Source organism: Brevundimonas sp. KH_025 (assembly GCF_057839885.1).
This window is the reverse complement of sequence record NZ_CM174501.1, coordinates 1,859,969-1,876,967: the sequence shown is the minus strand read 5'-3', so window position 1 is coordinate 1,876,967 and position 16,999 is coordinate 1,859,969. Positions and strand designations below refer to the sequence as shown.

Here is a 16,999-nt window from a genome sequence, read left to right as displayed (position 1 = left end):
GTTTTTGCCGATACTGGCGACCATCGGCAAAAACTGCCGCCCTGGACGGCATGGTTTACCAAATCTAACGCAGCAAAATCAGCAACTTGATGTTTTGGGCGTGACGGAGGGTTCTGGCCCCGCTCTTGCTCCTTGTCACGTCGAGCAGAAAGCTCCCGGCAGCCAAAATGGCGTCGGACATCGTCGAAGACAAAAGGATGGCCAAAATGGCTAACAGCATCAACACGAACGCTGGCGCCCTCATCGCGCTGCAAAACCTCAACGCGACCAGCCGTGACCTCAACGTCACGCAAAACCGCGTGAATACGGGCCAGAAAGTTTCGTCGGCCAAGGACAATGGCGCCATCTTCGCCATCGCCACCGGCCAACGCGCCGAAATGGGCGCCCTGGACGCCGTGAAGCAGTCGATCCAGCGCGGTCAGTCGGTCGTCGACGTCGCTCTGGCTGCTGGTGACGTGGTCACCAAGGCTCTGGAAGAGCAAAAGTCGCTGGCGGTCGCGATTCAATCGTCCATCGCTGGTTCGGCTCAAGAAACCGCCTACCTGGCTGACTTCAACGCCCTGGGCAATGAAATCACCAAGGCTCTGGGCGGCGCCAACTTCGACGGCGTCAACCTGTTCTCGGCGGGTTCGGCCACCAACAACCTGATCGTTCAAACCGGCACTGGCGCGAGTGACACCTTCACCGTTCACGGCGTCGCCGGCACGGCGACGACGGTCGCCACCGCCACGGGTTCGATCGCCCGCGCCGGCGCCACGGCTGCCGCGGTTGACACGGCGCTCAGCGGCTTCGCCGCCAAGCTGGGCACGCTGGGCACCAACTCCAAGTCGCTGGAGCGCCAACTGACCTTCACGTCCAAGATTCAGGACGCGGTGGAAGTGGGTATCGGCAACCTGGTGGACGCTGACCTGGCCAAGGAAAGCGCCAAGCTGACCGCTCTGCAGACCAAGCAACAGCTGGGCGTGCAGGCTCTGTCGATTGCAAACCAATCGAGCGGCATGCTGCTCGGCCTGTTCCGCTAATAAGACGTGGCCGGGGGCGGGCCTTTTGGCTCGCCCCCGTTCGCACGTCAGGAGACGGAGGGCGCGGTATGATCGCGCAAGAGGGAAATGGCAGACAATGTCGCAAGAGTACCTGGCGTAACCTTCATTAACGCGGACGCCCTGGGTCAGGGGGTCGAGGGGCCGCAGCGGCCAGTTCAGAAGGATAGCGATGCAGGACGGTATCGTCTGACCATCGAGGAAGGTCCGAACGGTTTCGTCTACAAGACCCTGGATCGGGTCACTGGCGAGGTCATTCGCCAACTGCCCCGTGAAGACGTCGTCAAGATGCGCCACAGCCCGGCCTACGGCCCTGGCGAGCTGATCAAGACCCGGGTCTGACCTTGTTGCATGGACCGCAGCGCCGCCGGCTCGCCGGACGGCGCCGCGTTCGTTTCTTCGCCGTTAACCATACGCTCAGGAATCAGCGACATTCTGGCGCTCAGAATTTGAACTGGGGCTAGAAGCCATGACCAACAGCGTTCTCACCAATGCCTCGGCGCTGACCGCGCTCCAGAACCTCAATTCGACCAACCAGAAGCTGGCGATGACCCAGAACCGGGTCAACACCGGCCTGAAGGTTCAGGGCGCCAAGGACAATGCGGCGACCTGGGCCATCGCCCAGAACCAGCGGGCGGACACGGGCGCGCTTGAAGCCGTCAAGACCAGCATGAACCGCGCGACGTCGCTGGCCGATGTCTCCCTGGCGGCCGGCGCGCAGATTTCGGATCTGCTGATCGAGCTGCGACAGAAGGCGACCTCGGCGGCGGATCCGTCGGCCTCGACCGCGACCCGCAAGGCCTATGACGACGAGTTTCAGGCCCTGCTGACCTCGCTGCAGTCCTATGCGAAGAACGCCACCTTCGATGGCGAGAACATCCTGAACGGCACCAGCACGACGGCGCTGGACTTCCTGGCCAACGTCAACGCCAGCGAAACCATCACGATGAACCGTCAGGACATGACGCGGGTCGGTCTGGGCCTGGCCACGACCAACTTCACGGCACCCGCGACGGCCTTCAACCTGCTGACGCCTGACAATGCGGCCAACGCCCTGACCCAGGTCATCGCGGCGCTGGACACCGCCAGCGCCAACCTCGCCGAACTGGGCGCTCAGGCCAAGCAGATCGAGAAGCACAACATCTTCGTCGGCAAGCTGATGGACTCGCTGGAGACCGGCATCGGCAACCTGGTGGACGCCGACATGGCCAAGGAAAGCGCCCGTCTGCAGGCGCTGCAGGTTCAGCAGCAACTGGGCGCGCAAGCGCTCTCGATCGCCAATCAGGCGCCGCAGATCATCCTGTCGCTGTTCAAGGGCTGACCTACCTGAACAGGCGGGAGGCCCCGTGACCGAGTGAAATCGGAGGCGGCCTGCGCGGGCTGGGGCGAGGCATCAGCCCGTATAGGCTGGCCAATCTCAGGACGATCCAACGCAGGTACGACATGGGCCATTCCCTTGCCTGTGACCGGCCATTAACGTCGGTCAACCGTCGCTGTTCCGGAACGATCTTAAACAGTTTGTTACCGGACGTGCGGCAAGCTGTCGGCCGGAGCGCATCAGCCTGTGATCAACAACAGCTATCTTCTTGGGATGTACGGCTTGTCGCCGATGGCCTCCGGGTCGTCGGGCGCGGGCGCGTCCGTGAAGAAGCAGCCGACCGCGCCGTGGAGCCCCGCCGCCAAGCCGCCGACCGAATCCGAGCTGCTGCGCGCGGCCTTGGGCGGACGACGCTTTATCAACGAAGGGACGACCTCGCTGGACGCGAAGGGCCCCTCGTCCGGCGACTACCGCAAGATCTTCGCCATGTATCAGGGCCTCTCCATGCTGGAGGCCATTTCCGGACGGGCCGGCGATCGCGGCGTAAGCACGCTTGAAAACGCGCAGCTTTCCAAGCGTTTCGATGCCGGCATGGCCGAACTGTCCGCCTTCCTGCGCGACTCGAAGTTCGACGGCTTGCGGATGGTCGAGGGCGTGTCGGCGACCAAGGCCCAGACCGGCGCCGCCGTCGCGCGCGATTCGGCCAAGTACGTCACCGGCGCGGTACATACGGGCGCAGTGACCGACGAGGTCCTGGCCTTCCAGGGCGACGTCAAGTTCAGCATCACCATCAAGACGATCGGCGGGACGCAGTCGATCGCCATCGATCTGGCCGACATGGGCGGCGCGCCGCGCACGCTGCAGTCGGTGGTGGACCACATCAACGGCAAGCTGGAGGCCGCGGGGGTTCAGACCCGGATGAGCCGCGAACTTCTGCCGTCCGAGCCGCGCGTCATCAAGGCGGGCGACAAGACCATGACCCTGCCTGTGGGTCCCGACCGATGGGCGCTGAGCGTCCAGGGGGCTTCGTCCGAGACGGTCAGCTTCGTTCCGGTCGCGGCGACCGACGCCGTCTATGTGGTGCAGGGCGTGGGAACGGCCGGCGGGCATAACGTGCTGAAATTCCAGGAAGGCGCCGCCAATACGACGGGCGCGGCCTTCTGGGTTGACGGCCAGATCGGTCAATCGGCCCTGCCGGACGGCGTGGAGACGGTTCGCGCCAGCGCCGTCGGACCGGACGGTTCGATGTGGATCGTCGCCGACGTCAGCGAAGGCGCCGCGACCCAGCCGATCAAGGGGCAGGGCGATGTCGTCCTGATGAAGCTGGATTCGGCCGGCAAGGTCGTGCTCAGCCGGGCGCTGGGCGCCGCCTCGACCGCCAGCGGCTACGCGATTTCGGTGGGCGCGGACGGACGTGTGGCTGTCGCCGGCTCCGTCGTCGGCGCGCTGGAGCCCGGGGTGTCGGGCGCCTCCGCCAATGTGGCCGACAGCTTCGTGACCGTATTCGACGCCAAGGGCGCGGAGCGGTGGACCCAGCGGCGCGGCGCCAAGGCGGCGGACGAGGCGACGGCGGTGTCGTTCGGCGCGGACGGCCGGGTCTACGTCGCGGGGCGTTCGCAGTCGGCCATGTCGGGCGCTGCCGCCCAGGGCGGCTGGGACGGCTATGTCCAGGCCTTCAGCGAAACCCAGGTCCACAGCCTGGCGCCGATCAAGGCCATCGCCTCGGGCGTCGACCAGTTCGGCACGGTCGGCGACGACAGCGTCCAGGCCATGACGGTGGACGGCGACAAGCTCTACACCGCCGGGGTCGAGAACGGCCGCATGGTGGTGCGCCGCTTCCAGGTCGATGCGACCGGCGCGCCGACCCTCTTGTCCACGCGCGACCTGGGCGGGTCCGGCGGCGGCGAGATCAGCGGGCTGTCCGTCGTGAACGGTCAGGTGGTCGTCGCCGGCGTCACGCGAAATTCGGCCCTGGACATCGGCCAGGTCAACACCGCCCATGCCGGCGGCCAAGACGCCTTCGTGGCGGTGGTCTCCGATGATCTGACGGCGTCGGCCAATGACCGGCTGACCTATCACGGCGGCGCGGGCGACGATTCCGCTGCTGACGTGAAGATCGTGAACGGCAAGGTCTGGCTGACCGGCGTCGCCGATCGTCCTATCGGGGCAAAGACCACGGACCCCACGTCGGGTTATCTGGCGCGGCTGGATCCGCTGACCGGCGCGGTCGAGTGGAAGCAGACATGGACCGGCGCGAACGCCCAGGCCGCGCCCACGACCATTGCGGTCGCTGCGGGCGGCGCCAGCGTGCTGGATCGGCTGGGTCTGCCGCAGGGTGAAATTCCGCAATCGGATTCCAAGAACCTGGTGGACGCCACGGCCCTGAGGGCCGGCGATCGCTTCTATGTGACCTCGTCCAGCGGTCGTTCGGTCGCCGTGAACATCGACGCCAAGGAGACGCTGCAAACCCTGGCGCGCAAGATCGAGACGGCTTCGGGACGGTCGCTCAAGGTCACGATCAAGACGGACAAGGACTATACGACGGGCATGAACGGCGACGCCACGGTGACGGCGGGCGGGGTTCAGCGCCTGTCGATCGCCTATGCCGACGGCCGCGACGGCGCGGTCCTGCAGGCCGGCGAGGCGGGGCGCGACGCCCTGGCGGCGCTGGGCCTGACCCCCGGCTATATCGGCCCTTCGAGCAGCGACCTGAAGACGTTCGGCCTCGACCTGCCCAAGACGCTGAACCTGCGCGACGCCGACGCGGTCAAGCGATCCAACGAAAAGCTGCGGGCCGCAATGGTGACGCTGCAGAGCGCCTACAGGTCGCTGGCCCCGAAAAGCACCACGCCCGCGATCACCGGCGAGGCGCCGGCCTATCTCAGGACGCAACTGGCCAACTATCAGGCGGCGCTGGCACGACTCACAGGCTAGCGGCGGCGAACCCCGCTTTATGTTGACGCGCGGCGCATCGCCGGGGTTATTGGGGCCATCATTGGCGTCGAGTCCCGCATGGCCCTTCCTAAAGACAATCGCACGGTCCTGATCGTCGGGGGCGGCCTGGCCGCTGTCGCGGCCGTCGCGGCCGCCCTGGTGTTCAGCGGAGGGCGTGACGGTCCGGCCGAGACGCCGCCGGCGGCCCAGGGCGGGCTGACCATCGATCTGGCCGAGGCGCCGACGCTGGAGCCGGCGCGCGAGTTGCGCTGCTTCGTCAATGGACAGTTCGTCGGGCAGGCGACCCTGGCCGACTGCGCCCAGCGCAACGGCGTGGCCACCAGCGCCCTGGACGTGGGTCTGGACGCGACCGGCGCCCTGGCCGCAGCCCCCACCGCCGCCTTCGCCCCGCCGCCGGAACTGCCGGCAGAGCCGCCGGTCGAGGTCGCGCCCGTCGATGAAGGCGCAGCCCCCGTCGAGGCCAGCCGCCCCGCGCCCGCGACCGCTTCGGCGACGGCCTGTTTGCGCCACACCGGCTCGGAGTGGCGTTCGATCGGCAGCGGCATGAGCATGGGAGCCTGTGTTCAGGCCCTCTACGCCGGCACCTGCGTCCGTCCGGGCGAGGCGCAATACGGCCGCTGGGGCGACACCACCCTGCGTCTGGTGCCGCGCCGCGTCGAGCAGTCGAACGACAACAGCCGCTTCCGCACCCTGGCCCAGCAGGACCGCAACTGTCAGTTCCCGGAGCTGGGCCGATGAGCCGCCAGACCGTTGCTTCCGTCGTCGCCCTCGGCCTTCTGGGCCTGACCGTCGCCGCCTGCGCCCAGAAGGGCGTCGAGGCGCCGACCGAGACCGGCGTCTGCTATCACGTGGTCCTTGCCGAGGACGGCAAGTCCGCGCCCCAGATCAACGTCGTCGCTCGCGATCAGAAGCAGATCGAGTTCTGCGCCGCCCGGCTTGAGGAAATGCGCCTGCGTTTCCTGCGCCTGGGAGGCAACAATCGCGACATGATCGGCGCCTATCAGGGGCAGTTCATCTTCATCGACCGGGGCGGGGTCAAGTTCGGCAAGACGCTGACGGGGCAGCGCTTCTTCGCCCTGACGCGCACCGGCGACGGCCGCCTGGCCATTCCGGGCGCCATCCAGCGCGAGATCGACGGTCGCCCCGTCGCCATCGCCCCCAACTAGAATTCCCGCCCGCTCGGGCGTGAACAAAACTGGAACATTCCGTCGCAATCCGCTAGGGATCGACGGCAAGAACATAAAAGGACATCGGTCATGGCGGGCAGCGTCAACAAGGTCATCCTCATCGGCAACCTGGGCAAGGACCCGGAAATCCGCACGCTGAACAGCGGCGACCGCGTCGCCAACCTGCGCATCGCGACCTCGGAGCAATGGCGCGACAAGGCCACCGGCGAGCGCAAGGAAAAGACCGAGTGGCACGCGGTCGTCATCTTCAACGAGAACATCGTCAAGGTGGCCGAGAACTACCTGAAGAAGGGCTCGACCGTTTACATCGAGGGCTCGCTGCAGACCCGCAAATACACGGACGCGCAGGGCGTCGAGAAGTACTCGACCGAGATCGTGCTGCAACGCTTCAACGGCCAGCTGACCATGCTGGGCGGTCGTAACGACAGCCAGGGCAGCAGCCAGGGCGGCGGCTACGGCGGCGGCCGCAACGACGATGACTACTCCTCGGGCTTCTCGACCGGCGGCGCCAACAAGCCCTCGGGTCCCAAGGAAAGCTACGACCTGAACGACGACATCCCGTTCTAAGGGGCGTTCGACCGAACGATCAGGCCGCGTCTTCCGATAGGAGGGCGCGGCCTTTTTCTTGTCAGCGCGCGAAACGACCTTGGGCGGCAGCGGTGCTGAGGGCTTCACGGACGGCGGCGGTCAGTTCGGGCAAGGATTGCACCTGTTTGACGCCATAGGCTTGCGCCGTGATGTCGACGTTGCCCTTCCGCCAGAAGCCCTCGGGGGCCAGCACGATCAGCTTGCCGCCGCGGGCGTGCAGGCCCATTTCCAGCAGGCTGATGGGGCTCTGGGTGCCGGGAGCGAAATACATGACGATGACGTCGGCGGATTCCAGCGCGGCCAGTTCCCATTCGACCTGACGGCGGAACTCGGGCTCGTCGGCCTCGGGGCGCCAGTTCGGGTTCCAGTCGGGGCGGCGGGGGTTGAGGATGACCACGTCCATGTCGGCCAGGGCCGAGGTCATCGCCGCCTGCCAGTCGGGGGCGCCGCCCATGTCGATGCTGCCGCCCAGGAAGACGCGCGGGCGGCTGTCGTCGATGGGCAGGGGCTGGGGCGAGACCACGGCGGTCGGTCCCTTGGTCGTCTGCGCCAGCGCGGGCGAAGCGGTCAGGGCGGCGACGGTCATCATCAGGGCGGCCAGCGTGCGGTTCATCGATCTGCCTCGGTTCTTGATCGGCGGGGGCATAACATCTCGTCCGGCAAAGAGTAGGGCAGGCGCGATGGAAAAGAGTGGTCATCGAACGTGACGGGCCTTTCGCGGCGGCCTGTGGCATCAGGTCACGGTGTCCAGCCAACGCCATTCCCCGCTCAGTCTGCTCGAGATCGGCGCCATCATCGCGGTGATGCTGATCTGGGGCATCAACAACGCCGCCGCCAAGGTCGCCACCGAGGTCATGCCGCCGCTGATGGTCGGGGCATTGCGCTTCGCCATCGCCGCCGCCTGTCTGGTCTGGTTCGTGCGGCCGCCGTTTCCGAACTGGAAGAGCCTGCTGATCATCGCCGTGGTGGGCGGACCGATCCACTATGGCCTGATTTATCTGGCCTTCTGGCTGGCCCACGACGTCAGCCCGGTGACGGTCTCGACCCAGCTATGGATCCCGCTGACCTCGCTGTTCGCCTTCCTGCTGCTGGGCGAGCGGATCTCGCGGACGGCGACGGTCGGGCTGGTCATCGCCTTTGTCGGGGTGGCCTGGATGACGCTGGACCCGCACGCCTTGCAGGACTGGAAGGCGATTGCGGTGGGGGCGGCGGGCGCCTCGGCCTGGGCGCTGACGACGGTGATCGCGCGCCGCACCACCTCCATCCCACCGCTGAAGATGCAGGGGCTGCTGGCCCTGATGGCCTTCCCGGCCCTGACCCTGGGGTCGTTCGTGTTCGAGACGGGCCAGTGGGAGGCCGCGAAGGTTGCGCCGCCCATCGTCTGGGGCACCCTGGTCTGGGCCGGTCTGATCTCGTCGGTATTCGCGACCAGCCTGGTCTTCTGGCTGGTGCAGAGGCGCGAGGCGGGGCGGGTCACGCCCTACCTGCTGGGTTCGCCCATCGTGTCGATCCTGATCGGCGGACTGTGGATGGGCGACGTGCTGACGCCGCAGATCCTGACCGGGGTGGCGATTGCGCTCGCGGGCGTGGTGACGGTGGCCTTGGGGGAGCGCGGCTTGCGCGCCGGCGCCCCCGCCAAGGTTTGATCGTCGGGCTTAGTTGGCGCTGAGGACGGCGCAGGCCACGCGCTCGCCCGCGCCGCCGATGGGCTGGCTGTTGTGGTCGTCGGGGTTGGCGTGGATCACCAGGGCCGAACCGTCGGCGTCCCACAGCCACTGGCCGGGGCCGTCCTGGCTGATGCGGGCCTTGGTGGTGAAGAACTCGGCCTTGGCCGAGCCGTCGGCGGCGGCGTAGAGGTTGGGCAGGTCGCCGTCGTCAGGCCCTTGCGCGTTCAGCAGGCCGTGCGGGGTCTTGGGGTCGGTGTGGTTGATGTGGGCGCCGGCCGAGGTGAAGGGCGCGGCGCACTGGCCCGTGGCGTGGATGTGGATGCCGTGCCAGCCGGGCGTCAGGCCCGTCGCCTCGACCTTGACCAGCAGGCCGGTGGCGCCTTGCGTCAGGGTCGCCTTGCCGATTTCGGCGCCCTGGCCGTTGATGATCGGGGCCTGACCTGTCTGGCCCGGCGTGGCGCGCGGGATCATGGCGGAATGATCGACGGCGGCGGCTTGAGCCCCGGCCTGAGCATGAGCGCCGTGGCCCATGGCGGCGTGATCGTGGCTCTGGGCCGAGGCGCTGGCGGCGATCAGCGAGGCCGCGGCGACGGCGGCGAGGGCATAGGCGTTCAGACGCATGGTTTTCCTGTCCTTTTGGGCATGAGGATAACAGCGGCACAGCTTTGCCACCACGCCCCCCGGATGCTAGAAACCGGAATAGCGGATCACGTTCCGATTCCGGCCATTTAAAGCCTGATTTCCTTGACCGACGACAGCTACGACAACGCCGCACCTTCGGCGCCTGGCGACATTTCCATCATCACGATCGAGGATGAGCTGAAACGCTCCTACCTCGACTACGCCATGAGCGTGATCGTCAGCCGCGCCCTGCCGGACGCGCGCGACGGTCTGAAGCCTGTTCACCGTCGCATCCTCTATTCGATGCACGACCTGAACATGACGCCCGAGCGGTCGTATTCGAAGTGCGCGCGCGTCGTCGGTGACGTGCTGGGTCGCTTCCACCCGCACGGCGACGCCTCGGTCTACATGGCCCTGGTGCGGATGGCGCAGCCCTTCTCGATGGGTCTGATGCTGGTCGACGGTCAGGGCAACTTCGGCTCGGTCGACGGCGATATGCCGGCCTCCATGCGTTACACCGAGGCCAAGATGGCCCCGGCGGCGGTGGCCCTGCTGACCGACATCGACAAGGACACGGTCGATTTCCAGCCGAACTACGACGAGAAGGAGCTGGAGCCCGTCGTCCTGCCGGCGCGGATTCCGAACCTGCTGGTCAACGGCGCGGGCGGCATCGCCGTCGGCATGGCGACCAACATCCCGCCGCACAACCTGGGTGAAGTCGTCGACGCGGCCGTGGCGCTGCTGGACAACCCCGACATGGGCGACGAGGCCCTGCTGGACATCGTGCCCGGTCCCGACTTCCCGACGGGCGGCGAGATCATGGGCCGCACCGCGCCGCGCAATGCGCTGCGCGACGGACGCGGCTCGGTCATCGTGCGCGGTCGCGCCTCGGTCGAGGAGATACGCAAGGATCGCGACGCCATCGTCATCACCGAACTGCCGTTCCAGGTGAACAAGCAGACCCTGATCGAACGCATCGCCGAAATGGTGCGCGAGAAGCGTCTGGAAGGCATTTCCGACGTCCGCGACGAATCCGACCGTCTGGGCATGCGCATCGTCATCGAGCTGAAGCGCGACGCTTCGGGCGATGTGATCCTGAACCAGCTGTATCGCTACACGGCGCTGCAAAGCTCGTTCGGCGTCAACATGCTGGCGCTGAACCACGGCCGTCCCGAGCAGATGGGCCTGCGCCAGCTGCTGGAGCTGTTCCTCGAGTTCCGCGAGGAAGTGGTCATCCGCCGCGTCAAGTTCGAGCTGGCCAAGGCCCGCGACCGCGGCCACGTCCTGGTCGGTCTGGCCGTGGCCGTCGCCAACATCGACGAGGTCATTCACATCATCCGTTCTTCGGCCGACCCGGCCGAGGCGCGCGAGCGGCTGCAGGCCAAGGCCTGGCCCGTCGGCGACATGATGGCTCTGGTCGAGCTGATCGCCGACCCGCGCACGGTTCTGGTCGAGGGCGACAAGATCCGCCTGACCGACGAACAGGCCCGCGCCATTCTGGCCCTGACCCTGTCGCGTCTGACGGGCCTGGGCCGCGACGACATCTTCGGCGAGGCGCGCGGCCTGGCCGACACCATCCAGGGCCACCTGACCATCCTGTCGGACCGCGCCAACGTCCTGGCCATCATCCGCGAAGACCTGCTGGCGGTGAAGGCTCAGTTCGCCGTGCCGCGCCGCACCCTGATCGGGGAAGGCGACGCCGAGATGGAGGACGAGGACCTGATCCCGCGAGAGGACATGGTCGTCACCGTCACCCTGGGCGGCTACGTCAAGCGCGTGGCGCTGAACGCCTATCGGACCCAGCATCGCGGCGGCAAGGGCAAGTCGGGCATGACGATGAAGGACGAGGACGCCATCACCGGCGTCTTCTCGGCCTCGACCCACACCCCGGTTCTGTTCTTCGCCACCAACGGCAAGGCCTACAAGCTGAAGACCTGGCGCCTGCCGCTGGGCAACCCGCAGTCGCGCGGCAAGGCCTTCGTCAACCTGCTGCCCATCGAGCCGGGCGACAGCATCATGAACGTGCTGCCGCTGCCGGAAAACGAGTCCGAGTGGGACAACTACGACATCATGTTCGCCACCAAGTCGGGCGACGTGCGGCGCAACAAGCTCAGCGACTTCGCCACGGTGAACCGCGCGGGCAAGATCGCCATGAAGCTGGAAGACGGCGACCACATGGTCGGCGTGGCCCTGTGCAATGCTGACGACGACATCCTGCTGACGACCAAGCTGGGCCGGGCGATCCGGTTCAAGGCGGACGACGTGCGGGTGTTCAAGGGCCGGGATTCGACCGGCGTCCGCGGCATCCGTCTGCAAGGCGACGACGAGGTCATCTCCATGGCCGTCCTGGGCCGCGTGGACGCTTCCCCGGAAGAACGCGCCGCCTACGTCAAGCACGCCAACGCCATGCGCAAGGCCTTGGCGGGCGCTGACGCCGAGGAAGAGGTCGTCGCGGTCGAGGCGGACGACGAGGATGCGGGCGACGCCCCGATCTCGCCTGAGCGTATTGCTGTGTTGGGCGCGGCCGAGCAGTTCATCCTGACGGTCACGGAAACCGGCTTCGGCAAGCGCTCGTCGGCCTATGAGTATCGCCGCACCGGTCGCGGCGGGCAGGGGCTGACGGCGCACGGTCTGGGCGGTCGCGCCGGCACGCGTCTGGCCGCGGCCTTCCCGGTCGAGGAGAGTGACGACCTGATGCTGGTCACCGACGGCGGCCAGATGATCCGCACCCCGGTCAGCCAGGTCCGCATCGTCGGCCGTTCCAGCCAGGGCGTGACCATCTTCCGCACCGGCAAGGACGAGAAGGTCGTCTCGGTCGAGCGCCTGCCCGACTCGGGCGGCGACGATGACGGCGCGGACGAAGCCGTGATCGAAGAGGGCGGCGAGGGCTGATCGGCCCTCAGGCTGGCGCGGGCATGGCTGACGTTCTGATGCAGATCGACGGTCGGCCCGCCAGCGCCGCCGACCTGGGCCATTTCGCCCTGTCCAACTACGGCGCCTTCACCTCGATGCAGGTGGAGGACGGCGGGGTGCGGGGGCTGGATCTGCATCTGGCCCGCCTTCACGCCGAAGCCGTCGAACTGTTCGGCGTCGCCGTTCCCGAGGCGACGTTGCGCGAGCGGATGCGACAGGCGCTGGACGGGCGGCCGGGTCGGTTCAGCCTGCGGATCAACCTGTTCTCGGACGCGATCAGCCTGCGGGCGCCTGATGCGACGGTCCAGCCGCGCGTCCTGACCACGCTGTCGCCGCCCGCCGCGCCGCTGACCACGCCGCTGCGGCTCCAGGCACAGACCTATGCGCGCGAAGTCCCGCATCTGAAGCACGCCGCCACCTTCGGCCTGACCCGCGCGCGGCGTCAGGCGGTGCTGGCCGGGTTCGACGACGCCCTGTTCGTCGGTGGCGACGGCCGGATTTCCGAAGGCTCCATCTGGAACATCGGCTTCATCCGGGGCGAGGCGGTCGTCTGGCCCGAGGCGCCCATGCTGGCGGGGACCGGCCAGGCCCTGCTGCAACGCGGGATGGCGGAACTCGGCTTGAGCAGCGTGACACGCCCGGTGCGGCTGGCCGATCTGGCGGCCTTCGACGCCGCCTTCATCTGCAACAGCGCCACGCCCGCCTGCGCCGTCGCGGCCATCGACGGTCACGCTTTTGCCTCGGCCGACGCTCCGATCGCGCGCCTGATCGACGCCTGGCGAACAAACCCGTGTCAGGCGATCTAGGCCGTTGATTTCGCACCTGCTAAACGGGACGAAACGCGGGGAGGCGAAGGCCATGCGTATTGGACTGTATCCGGGCACTTTCGACCCGGTCACGAACGGCCATATGGATATCATCGGGCGGGCCATCAAACTGGTCGACCGCCTGGTCATCGGCGTGGCTCAGAACGACGACAAGGGCCCTCTGTTCTCGACCGCCGAGCGCGTCGAGATGCTGAAGGCCGAGGTCGCGCGCTTCAACGCCGACATCGAGGTGCGGCCCTTCAGCAGCCTGCTGATGCATTTCGCGGAAGAGGTGAACGCCAACGTCATCGTGCGCGGCCTGCGCGCGGTCGCGGACTTCGAATACGAGTTCCAGATGACGGCGATGAACCAGCGCCTCAACAGCGACATAGAGACCGTGTTCCTGATGGCCGATCCGCGCCATCAGGCGATCGCCTCGCGGCTGGTCAAGGAGATCGCCCGTCTGGACGGCGCGATCGAGAGTTTCGTCAGCCCCGCGGTCGCCGCCCAGGTGCGCGCCAAGGTGCAGCGCTAGATTTCAGGATACCGAATGACCTTCAAGATGCTTCTGGCCGCCGCCGCGGTCTCGATGATCGCGGGCGGCGCGGTCGCTCAAACCGCTTCGGAATGGCGCACCGTTTCGCCTGACAACCTGCTGGTGATCGACACCGCCAAGGGTCGGGTTCTGGTCGAGCTGGAGCCGCGCGCGGCGCCGAACCATATCGAGCGCATCCGCACCCTGACCAATCGCGGCTTCTATGACGGGCTGAAGTTCCACCGGGTGATCCCGGACTTCATGGCGCAGACCGGCGACCCGCAGGGGACCGGCGCCGGCGGCAGCGACCTGCCGGACGTGAAGGGCGAGTTCAGCTTCCGGCGCGGTCGCGACAGCGGCTTCGCGGCCGTTGAGAATAGCGGCCCCGGCCTGCGTGGGATCATGGGCAGCCTTCCCATCGCCACCCAGCCCGACGCCCAGATGTTTGTCACCGCCGACTTCAAGACCACGGCCGGGGGCCTGTTCTGCCCCGGCGTGGCGGGCATGGCGCGCGCCGGCTCGCCCGACAGCGCCAACAGCCAGTTCTTCCTGATGACGGGCCAGAACGACATGCTGAACGGCGGCTACACGACCTTTGGCCGGGTGGTTCAGGGTCTGGACGTGGTCAAGGCGTTGAAACCCGGCAGCGACGCCGAGGACGGCAAGGTCGGCGAGGGCGCCGACGTCATGACCAAGGTGCAACTGGCCTCGGCCCTGCCGGAAGGGCAGCGCCCGACCGTGCGCGTGGCCGTGCCCGGCTCGGCCGCCTTCAACGCCGCCGTCGAGGCCGCCCGCGCCGCGCGCGGCGCCCAGTTCGGCATCTGCGACGTGCAGCCTGTGGTCGAGGTCACGGGCGGCTAATTATCGACTTTGGGGGAGGGACGAGGATGCGCGTTTCAACGGGTTTGGCGGCGGCGTCCGTCCTGATGCTGGCGGCCGGAACGGCCTGGGCGCAGGAGGCGGCGCCGGCTGTCGCGCCTGCGGCAGTTTCCGCGGCGGCTCCGGCGTCCGAGTGGCGCGCGGTTCCGGCCGAGAACCTGCTGGTGATCGACACCAACAAGGGCCGCGTCCTGGTCGAGCTGGCTCCCGAGCTGGCGCCGGGCCATGTCGAGCGCATCCGGCTGCTGGCGGGGCGGGGCTTCTTTGACGGCCTGCTGTGGCACCGGGTCATTGACCAGTTCATGGCCCAGACCGGCGATCCCCTGGGCAGCGGCGAGGGCCAGAGCCCCTATCCGGACCTGAAGGCCGAGTTCACCTTCCGCCGCGACGGCCAGACGCCGTTCACGGCGGTGGCCGCGCCCGCAGGGGCGGTGCTGGGCTTCCTGCATTCCCTGCCGGTCCAGACCCAGCCCGACGCCTTCATGGCCACGACGGCGGATCACAAGGTCCACGCCTGGGGTCTTTACTGCCCTGGCGTCGCCGGCATGGCGCGGGATGATGCGCCCGACAGCGCCAACAGCCAGTTCTTCCTGATGCGCCAGCCCTATCCGTCGCTGGACAAGCGCTACACTATCTGGGGCCGCGTGGTGTCGGGGCTGGACGTGGTGCGGGCGCTGAAATTCAGCCCCAACCCGGACGGCATCGTCGCCGAACCCGACCGCATGACGCGGGTGCGGGCAGCCTCCGATCTGCCGGAGGCCGAGCGGCCCACGGTTCAGGTGCTGGACACGAACTCGGCCCGGTTCCGCGCCCTGGCCGACGCGGCGCGTCAGGCCAAGGGGGCCGACTTCTCGGTCTGCGACATCGACCTGCCGGTTCAGGTCGCGGGCGCGCCCGCCGCCTGATCGGTTGAGCCTGAGCGGCCCCGGCGACGGCGTCGGCGGGGCTTTTGCCGGTCTTCGCGCATCCTTTGCAGCAACAGGCCTTCGCGCAGGCCCCGGTCGGCGACGCGCACCCGCTCGCACGGCCAGGCGCGCTGCACGGCTTCCAGGATGGCCGCGCCCGCTAGCACCAGATCGGCGCGGTCAGGCCCGATGCAGCTTTCCGCCGCCCGGCCGGCAGGGCCCAGGGTTTTCAGCCGCAGGGCGGCCGCCTCGCAGTCGCCGCGCGTCATCCACAGGCCGTCGACCAGATCGCGCTGATAGCGGCGCAGGCCCAGGTGGATGCCGGCCAGGCTGGTGATGGCGCCCGAGGTGCCGACCATGTGGACCCGCCCGCTCTCGAACAGGCCGCGCACCCGGTCGTCGTTCGGGCCGCCGGTGGCCAGGACGGCGCCGACGTCGGCGACCATCAGATTCGTACCAGGCCTCGGTGTCGCCGTCGGGCTCGGGGTGACGTTCGGCCAGGGTGACGACGCCCAGGGGCGCGGACATCCAGCCCTTGCTCTCGAAGCCGCGCGCGCCGCGCATCAGCCAGGACAACTCGGTCGAGCCGCCGCCCACGTCGATGACCAGCACCGCCTCGGCCTTGGGATCGAACAGGTTCAGGCAGCCGGCGACCGACAGGCTGGCCTCCTCGGCGGGGTCGATGATCTTGAGCTTCAGCCCGGTGCCGCGACGGACCCGTTCGACGAAGGCCTCGCCGTTGTCGGCGGCGCGGCAGGCCTGGGTGGCGACGGCGGTCAGGCGGCTGGCGTCCAGACCCTTGCGGGCCACCCGCTCGGCGCACAGGGCCAGGGCGTCATAGGCCCGGTCCATGGCGCGGTCGTCCAGGCGGCCGGTGCGCGACAGGCCTTCGCCCAGCCGCACGATGCGGCTGAAGCTGTCCACCACCCGGAACCCATCGCGCGCCGGACGCGCGATCAGCAGGCGGCAATTATTGGTCCCCAGGTCGAGCGCGCCATAGAGGGGCGCATCGCGACCGGAAGCCCCCGAATCGCGGGACTTCGTGGGCTGGGACCGCGCGTCGCGCCGTGCAGGCGCGCCAGGGGTCTCCGGCATGGGCCGAGCTTTCATGTGGGCGGTCCGAAGCGGCGCCCGTCCTGATCAGGTTAAACCGGGCCAAGCGGTCACGCCAAGACATTCTGTCGCATTGATGAACGGCCCGGATGCATCCGCTTCAACTCGCCAGGCGTATTGGTTGCAGCATGACCCAGGTTCACACAGCCCGGTTCGGCCTCGGACAGATCGTCCGGCATCGCGACCATGCCTTCCACGGCCTGGTCATGGATGTGGACGCCCAATACGCAGGCCCGGCCGCAGAGACGGGCGTGGTCGCCAGCGACCAGCCCTTCTACCGAATCCTCATCGCGGACACCGAGGGCGGGGTGATCGCCTACGCCGCCGAGGACGCCCTGGTCGCGACGCCGGAGATCGAACCCCTGTCGCCCGAGGACGAGCGGGAGTGGTTCACCATCGACGCTCAAGGCCGCCACGCGCCGCGCTCGCAAACCTTGCAATAGGCATGCGTGACGGCGGCGGGATCGCGCGC

16 protein-coding genes and 1 pseudogene are annotated in these 16,999 nt (G+C 68.0%); 14 read left to right on the top strand and 3 right to left on the bottom strand.

Annotated features, from left to right (window positions below; genetic code table 11):
• Nucleotides 1-206 precede the first annotated feature (206 nt).
• The 7 genes from AC3IS2_RS09365 to ssb all read left to right on the top strand — a co-directional run bounded on the left by AC3IS2_RS09365 (nucleotide 207) and on the right by ssb (nucleotide 7,067).
• Nucleotides 207-1,022 (top strand): flagellin, encoded by an 816-nt coding sequence (locus AC3IS2_RS09365; protein WP_489197410.1) that lies wholly within the window; start codon nucleotides 207-209, stop codon nucleotides 1,020-1,022.
• Between the two features lie 87 nt (nucleotides 1,023-1,109).
• Nucleotides 1,110-1,382 (top strand): flagellar protein FlaG, encoded by a 273-nt coding sequence (locus tag AC3IS2_RS09360; protein ID WP_489197408.1) that lies wholly within the window; start codon nucleotides 1,110-1,112, stop codon nucleotides 1,380-1,382.
• 127 nt (nucleotides 1,383-1,509) lie between these two features.
• On the top strand, nucleotides 1,510-2,361 hold the full coding sequence (locus tag AC3IS2_RS09355; protein ID WP_489197406.1) for a flagellin: 852 nt from the start codon (nucleotides 1,510-1,512) through the stop codon (nucleotides 2,359-2,361).
• 243 nt (nucleotides 2,362-2,604) lie between these two features.
• Nucleotides 2,605-5,292 carry a transcriptional regulator gene (locus tag AC3IS2_RS09350; RefSeq protein ID WP_489197405.1) on the top strand — a complete coding sequence of 896 codons (2,688 nt, stop codon included), beginning with the start codon at nucleotides 2,605-2,607 and terminating at the stop codon, nucleotides 5,290-5,292.
• A gap of 78 nt (nucleotides 5,293-5,370) precedes the next feature.
• A complete protein-coding gene (locus tag AC3IS2_RS09345; protein WP_489197403.1) occupies nucleotides 5,371-6,051 on the top strand; it encodes a hypothetical protein in 681 nt (226 codons plus the stop codon).
• On the top strand, nucleotides 6,048-6,479 hold the full coding sequence (locus AC3IS2_RS09340) for a hypothetical protein (protein ID WP_489197402.1): 432 nt from the start codon (nucleotides 6,048-6,050) through the stop codon (nucleotides 6,477-6,479). The genes AC3IS2_RS09345 and AC3IS2_RS09340 overlap by 4 nt, the downstream gene beginning before the upstream one ends.
• 90 nt (nucleotides 6,480-6,569) lie before the next feature.
• On the top strand, nucleotides 6,570-7,067 hold the full coding sequence (gene ssb, locus AC3IS2_RS09335; protein ID WP_489197401.1) for a single-stranded DNA-binding protein: 498 nt from the start codon (nucleotides 6,570-6,572) through the stop codon (nucleotides 7,065-7,067).
• 61 nt (nucleotides 7,068-7,128) lie between these two features.
• Here ssb and AC3IS2_RS09330 read toward each other — a convergent pair whose 3' ends face one another.
• A complete protein-coding gene (locus AC3IS2_RS09330) occupies nucleotides 7,129-7,701 on the bottom strand; it encodes a nucleoside 2-deoxyribosyltransferase domain-containing protein (RefSeq protein WP_489197400.1) in 573 nt (190 codons plus the stop codon).
• A 190-nt stretch (nucleotides 7,702-7,891) separates the two neighbouring features.
• Here AC3IS2_RS09330 and AC3IS2_RS09325 point away from each other — a divergent pair, with 190 nt between their 5' ends.
• Entirely contained in the window at nucleotides 7,892-8,734 is an 843-nt protein-coding gene (locus AC3IS2_RS09325; RefSeq protein WP_489200136.1) for a DMT family transporter, read from the top strand.
• Nucleotides 8,735-8,743: 9 nt separating this feature from the next.
• Here AC3IS2_RS09325 and AC3IS2_RS09320 read toward each other — a convergent pair whose 3' ends face one another.
• Complete coding sequence (locus AC3IS2_RS09320) at nucleotides 8,744-9,286, bottom strand: superoxide dismutase family protein (RefSeq protein WP_489200135.1); 543 nt, start codon at nucleotides 9,284-9,286, stop codon at nucleotides 8,744-8,746.
• Between the two features lie 213 nt (nucleotides 9,287-9,499).
• On the opposite strand from AC3IS2_RS09320, the gene gyrA reads away from it, so the two are divergent.
• The 5 genes from gyrA to AC3IS2_RS09295 are packed head-to-tail and all read left to right on the top strand — an operon-like array spanning nucleotide 9,500 to nucleotide 15,414.
• Nucleotides 9,500-12,268: a DNA gyrase subunit A gene (gene gyrA / locus AC3IS2_RS09315; RefSeq protein ID WP_489197397.1), complete on the top strand. Its 2,769-nt coding sequence runs from the start codon at nucleotides 9,500-9,502 to the stop codon at nucleotides 12,266-12,268.
• 23 nt (nucleotides 12,269-12,291) lie between these two features.
• A complete protein-coding gene (locus AC3IS2_RS09310) occupies nucleotides 12,292-13,095 on the top strand; it encodes an aminotransferase class IV (protein WP_489197396.1) in 804 nt (267 codons plus the stop codon).
• A gap of 52 nt (nucleotides 13,096-13,147) precedes the next feature.
• Nucleotides 13,148-13,630: a pantetheine-phosphate adenylyltransferase gene (gene coaD / locus AC3IS2_RS09305; RefSeq protein WP_489197394.1), complete on the top strand. Its 483-nt coding sequence runs from the start codon at nucleotides 13,148-13,150 to the stop codon at nucleotides 13,628-13,630.
• Between the two features lie 15 nt (nucleotides 13,631-13,645).
• The gene (locus AC3IS2_RS09300; RefSeq protein ID WP_489197393.1) at nucleotides 13,646-14,491 is read left to right on the top strand and encodes a peptidylprolyl isomerase; all 846 of its coding nucleotides are present in this window, start codon (nucleotides 13,646-13,648) and stop codon (nucleotides 14,489-14,491) included.
• Nucleotides 14,492-14,517: 26 nt separating this feature from the next.
• Complete coding sequence (locus AC3IS2_RS09295; protein WP_489197391.1) at nucleotides 14,518-15,414, top strand: peptidylprolyl isomerase; 897 nt, start codon at nucleotides 14,518-14,520, stop codon at nucleotides 15,412-15,414.
• On the opposite strand, the pseudogene AC3IS2_RS09290 reads toward AC3IS2_RS09295, so the two are convergent.
• Nucleotides 15,387-16,509: pseudogene (locus AC3IS2_RS09290) on the bottom strand (Ppx/GppA phosphatase family protein). The gene AC3IS2_RS09295 and the pseudogene AC3IS2_RS09290 overlap by 28 nt on opposite strands.
• A 146-nt stretch (nucleotides 16,510-16,655) precedes the next feature.
• Between AC3IS2_RS09290 and hspQ the strand changes: the two are divergent.
• A complete protein-coding gene (hspQ, locus tag AC3IS2_RS09285; protein ID WP_489197390.1) occupies nucleotides 16,656-16,970 on the top strand; it encodes a heat shock protein HspQ in 315 nt (104 codons plus the stop codon).
• The last annotated feature ends 29 nt before the right edge of the window (nucleotides 16,971-16,999 follow it).

Excerpts from the sequence above, each read along its gene's own strand:
- AC3IS2_RS09340 (WP_489197402.1), top strand. The coding sequence starts at position 6,048 with ATGAGCCGCCAGACCGTTGCTTCCGTCGTCGCCCTCGGCCTTCTGGGC.
- AC3IS2_RS09295 (WP_489197391.1), top strand. The coding sequence starts at position 14,518 with ATGCGCGTTTCAACGGGTTTGGCGGCGGCGTCCGTCCTGATGCTGGCG.
- AC3IS2_RS09355 (WP_489197406.1), top strand. The coding sequence starts at position 1,510 with ATGACCAACAGCGTTCTCACCAATGCCTCGGCGCTGACCGCGCTCCAG.
- AC3IS2_RS09345 (WP_489197403.1), top strand. The coding sequence starts at position 5,371 with ATGGCCCTTCCTAAAGACAATCGCACGGTCCTGATCGTCGGGGGCGGC.
- AC3IS2_RS09365 (WP_489197410.1), top strand. The coding sequence starts at position 207 with ATGGCTAACAGCATCAACACGAACGCTGGCGCCCTCATCGCGCTGCAA.
- AC3IS2_RS09325 (WP_489200136.1), top strand. The coding sequence starts at position 7,892 with ATGCTGATCTGGGGCATCAACAACGCCGCCGCCAAGGTCGCCACCGAG.
- AC3IS2_RS09330 (WP_489197400.1), bottom strand. The coding sequence starts at position 7,701 with ATGAACCGCACGCTGGCCGCCCTGATGATGACCGTCGCCGCCCTGACC.
- ssb (WP_489197401.1), top strand. The coding sequence starts at position 6,570 with ATGGCGGGCAGCGTCAACAAGGTCATCCTCATCGGCAACCTGGGCAAG.
- AC3IS2_RS09360 (WP_489197408.1), top strand. The coding sequence starts at position 1,110 with ATGGCAGACAATGTCGCAAGAGTACCTGGCGTAACCTTCATTAACGCG.
- hspQ (WP_489197390.1), top strand. The coding sequence starts at position 16,656 with ATGACCCAGGTTCACACAGCCCGGTTCGGCCTCGGACAGATCGTCCGG.
- AC3IS2_RS09300 (WP_489197393.1), top strand. The coding sequence starts at position 13,646 with ATGACCTTCAAGATGCTTCTGGCCGCCGCCGCGGTCTCGATGATCGCG.
- AC3IS2_RS09320 (WP_489200135.1), bottom strand. The coding sequence starts at position 9,286 with ATGGGCCACGGCGCTCATGCTCAGGCCGGGGCTCAAGCCGCCGCCGTC.
- AC3IS2_RS09310 (WP_489197396.1), top strand. The coding sequence starts at position 12,292 with ATGGCTGACGTTCTGATGCAGATCGACGGTCGGCCCGCCAGCGCCGCC.
- coaD (WP_489197394.1), top strand. The coding sequence starts at position 13,148 with ATGCGTATTGGACTGTATCCGGGCACTTTCGACCCGGTCACGAACGGC.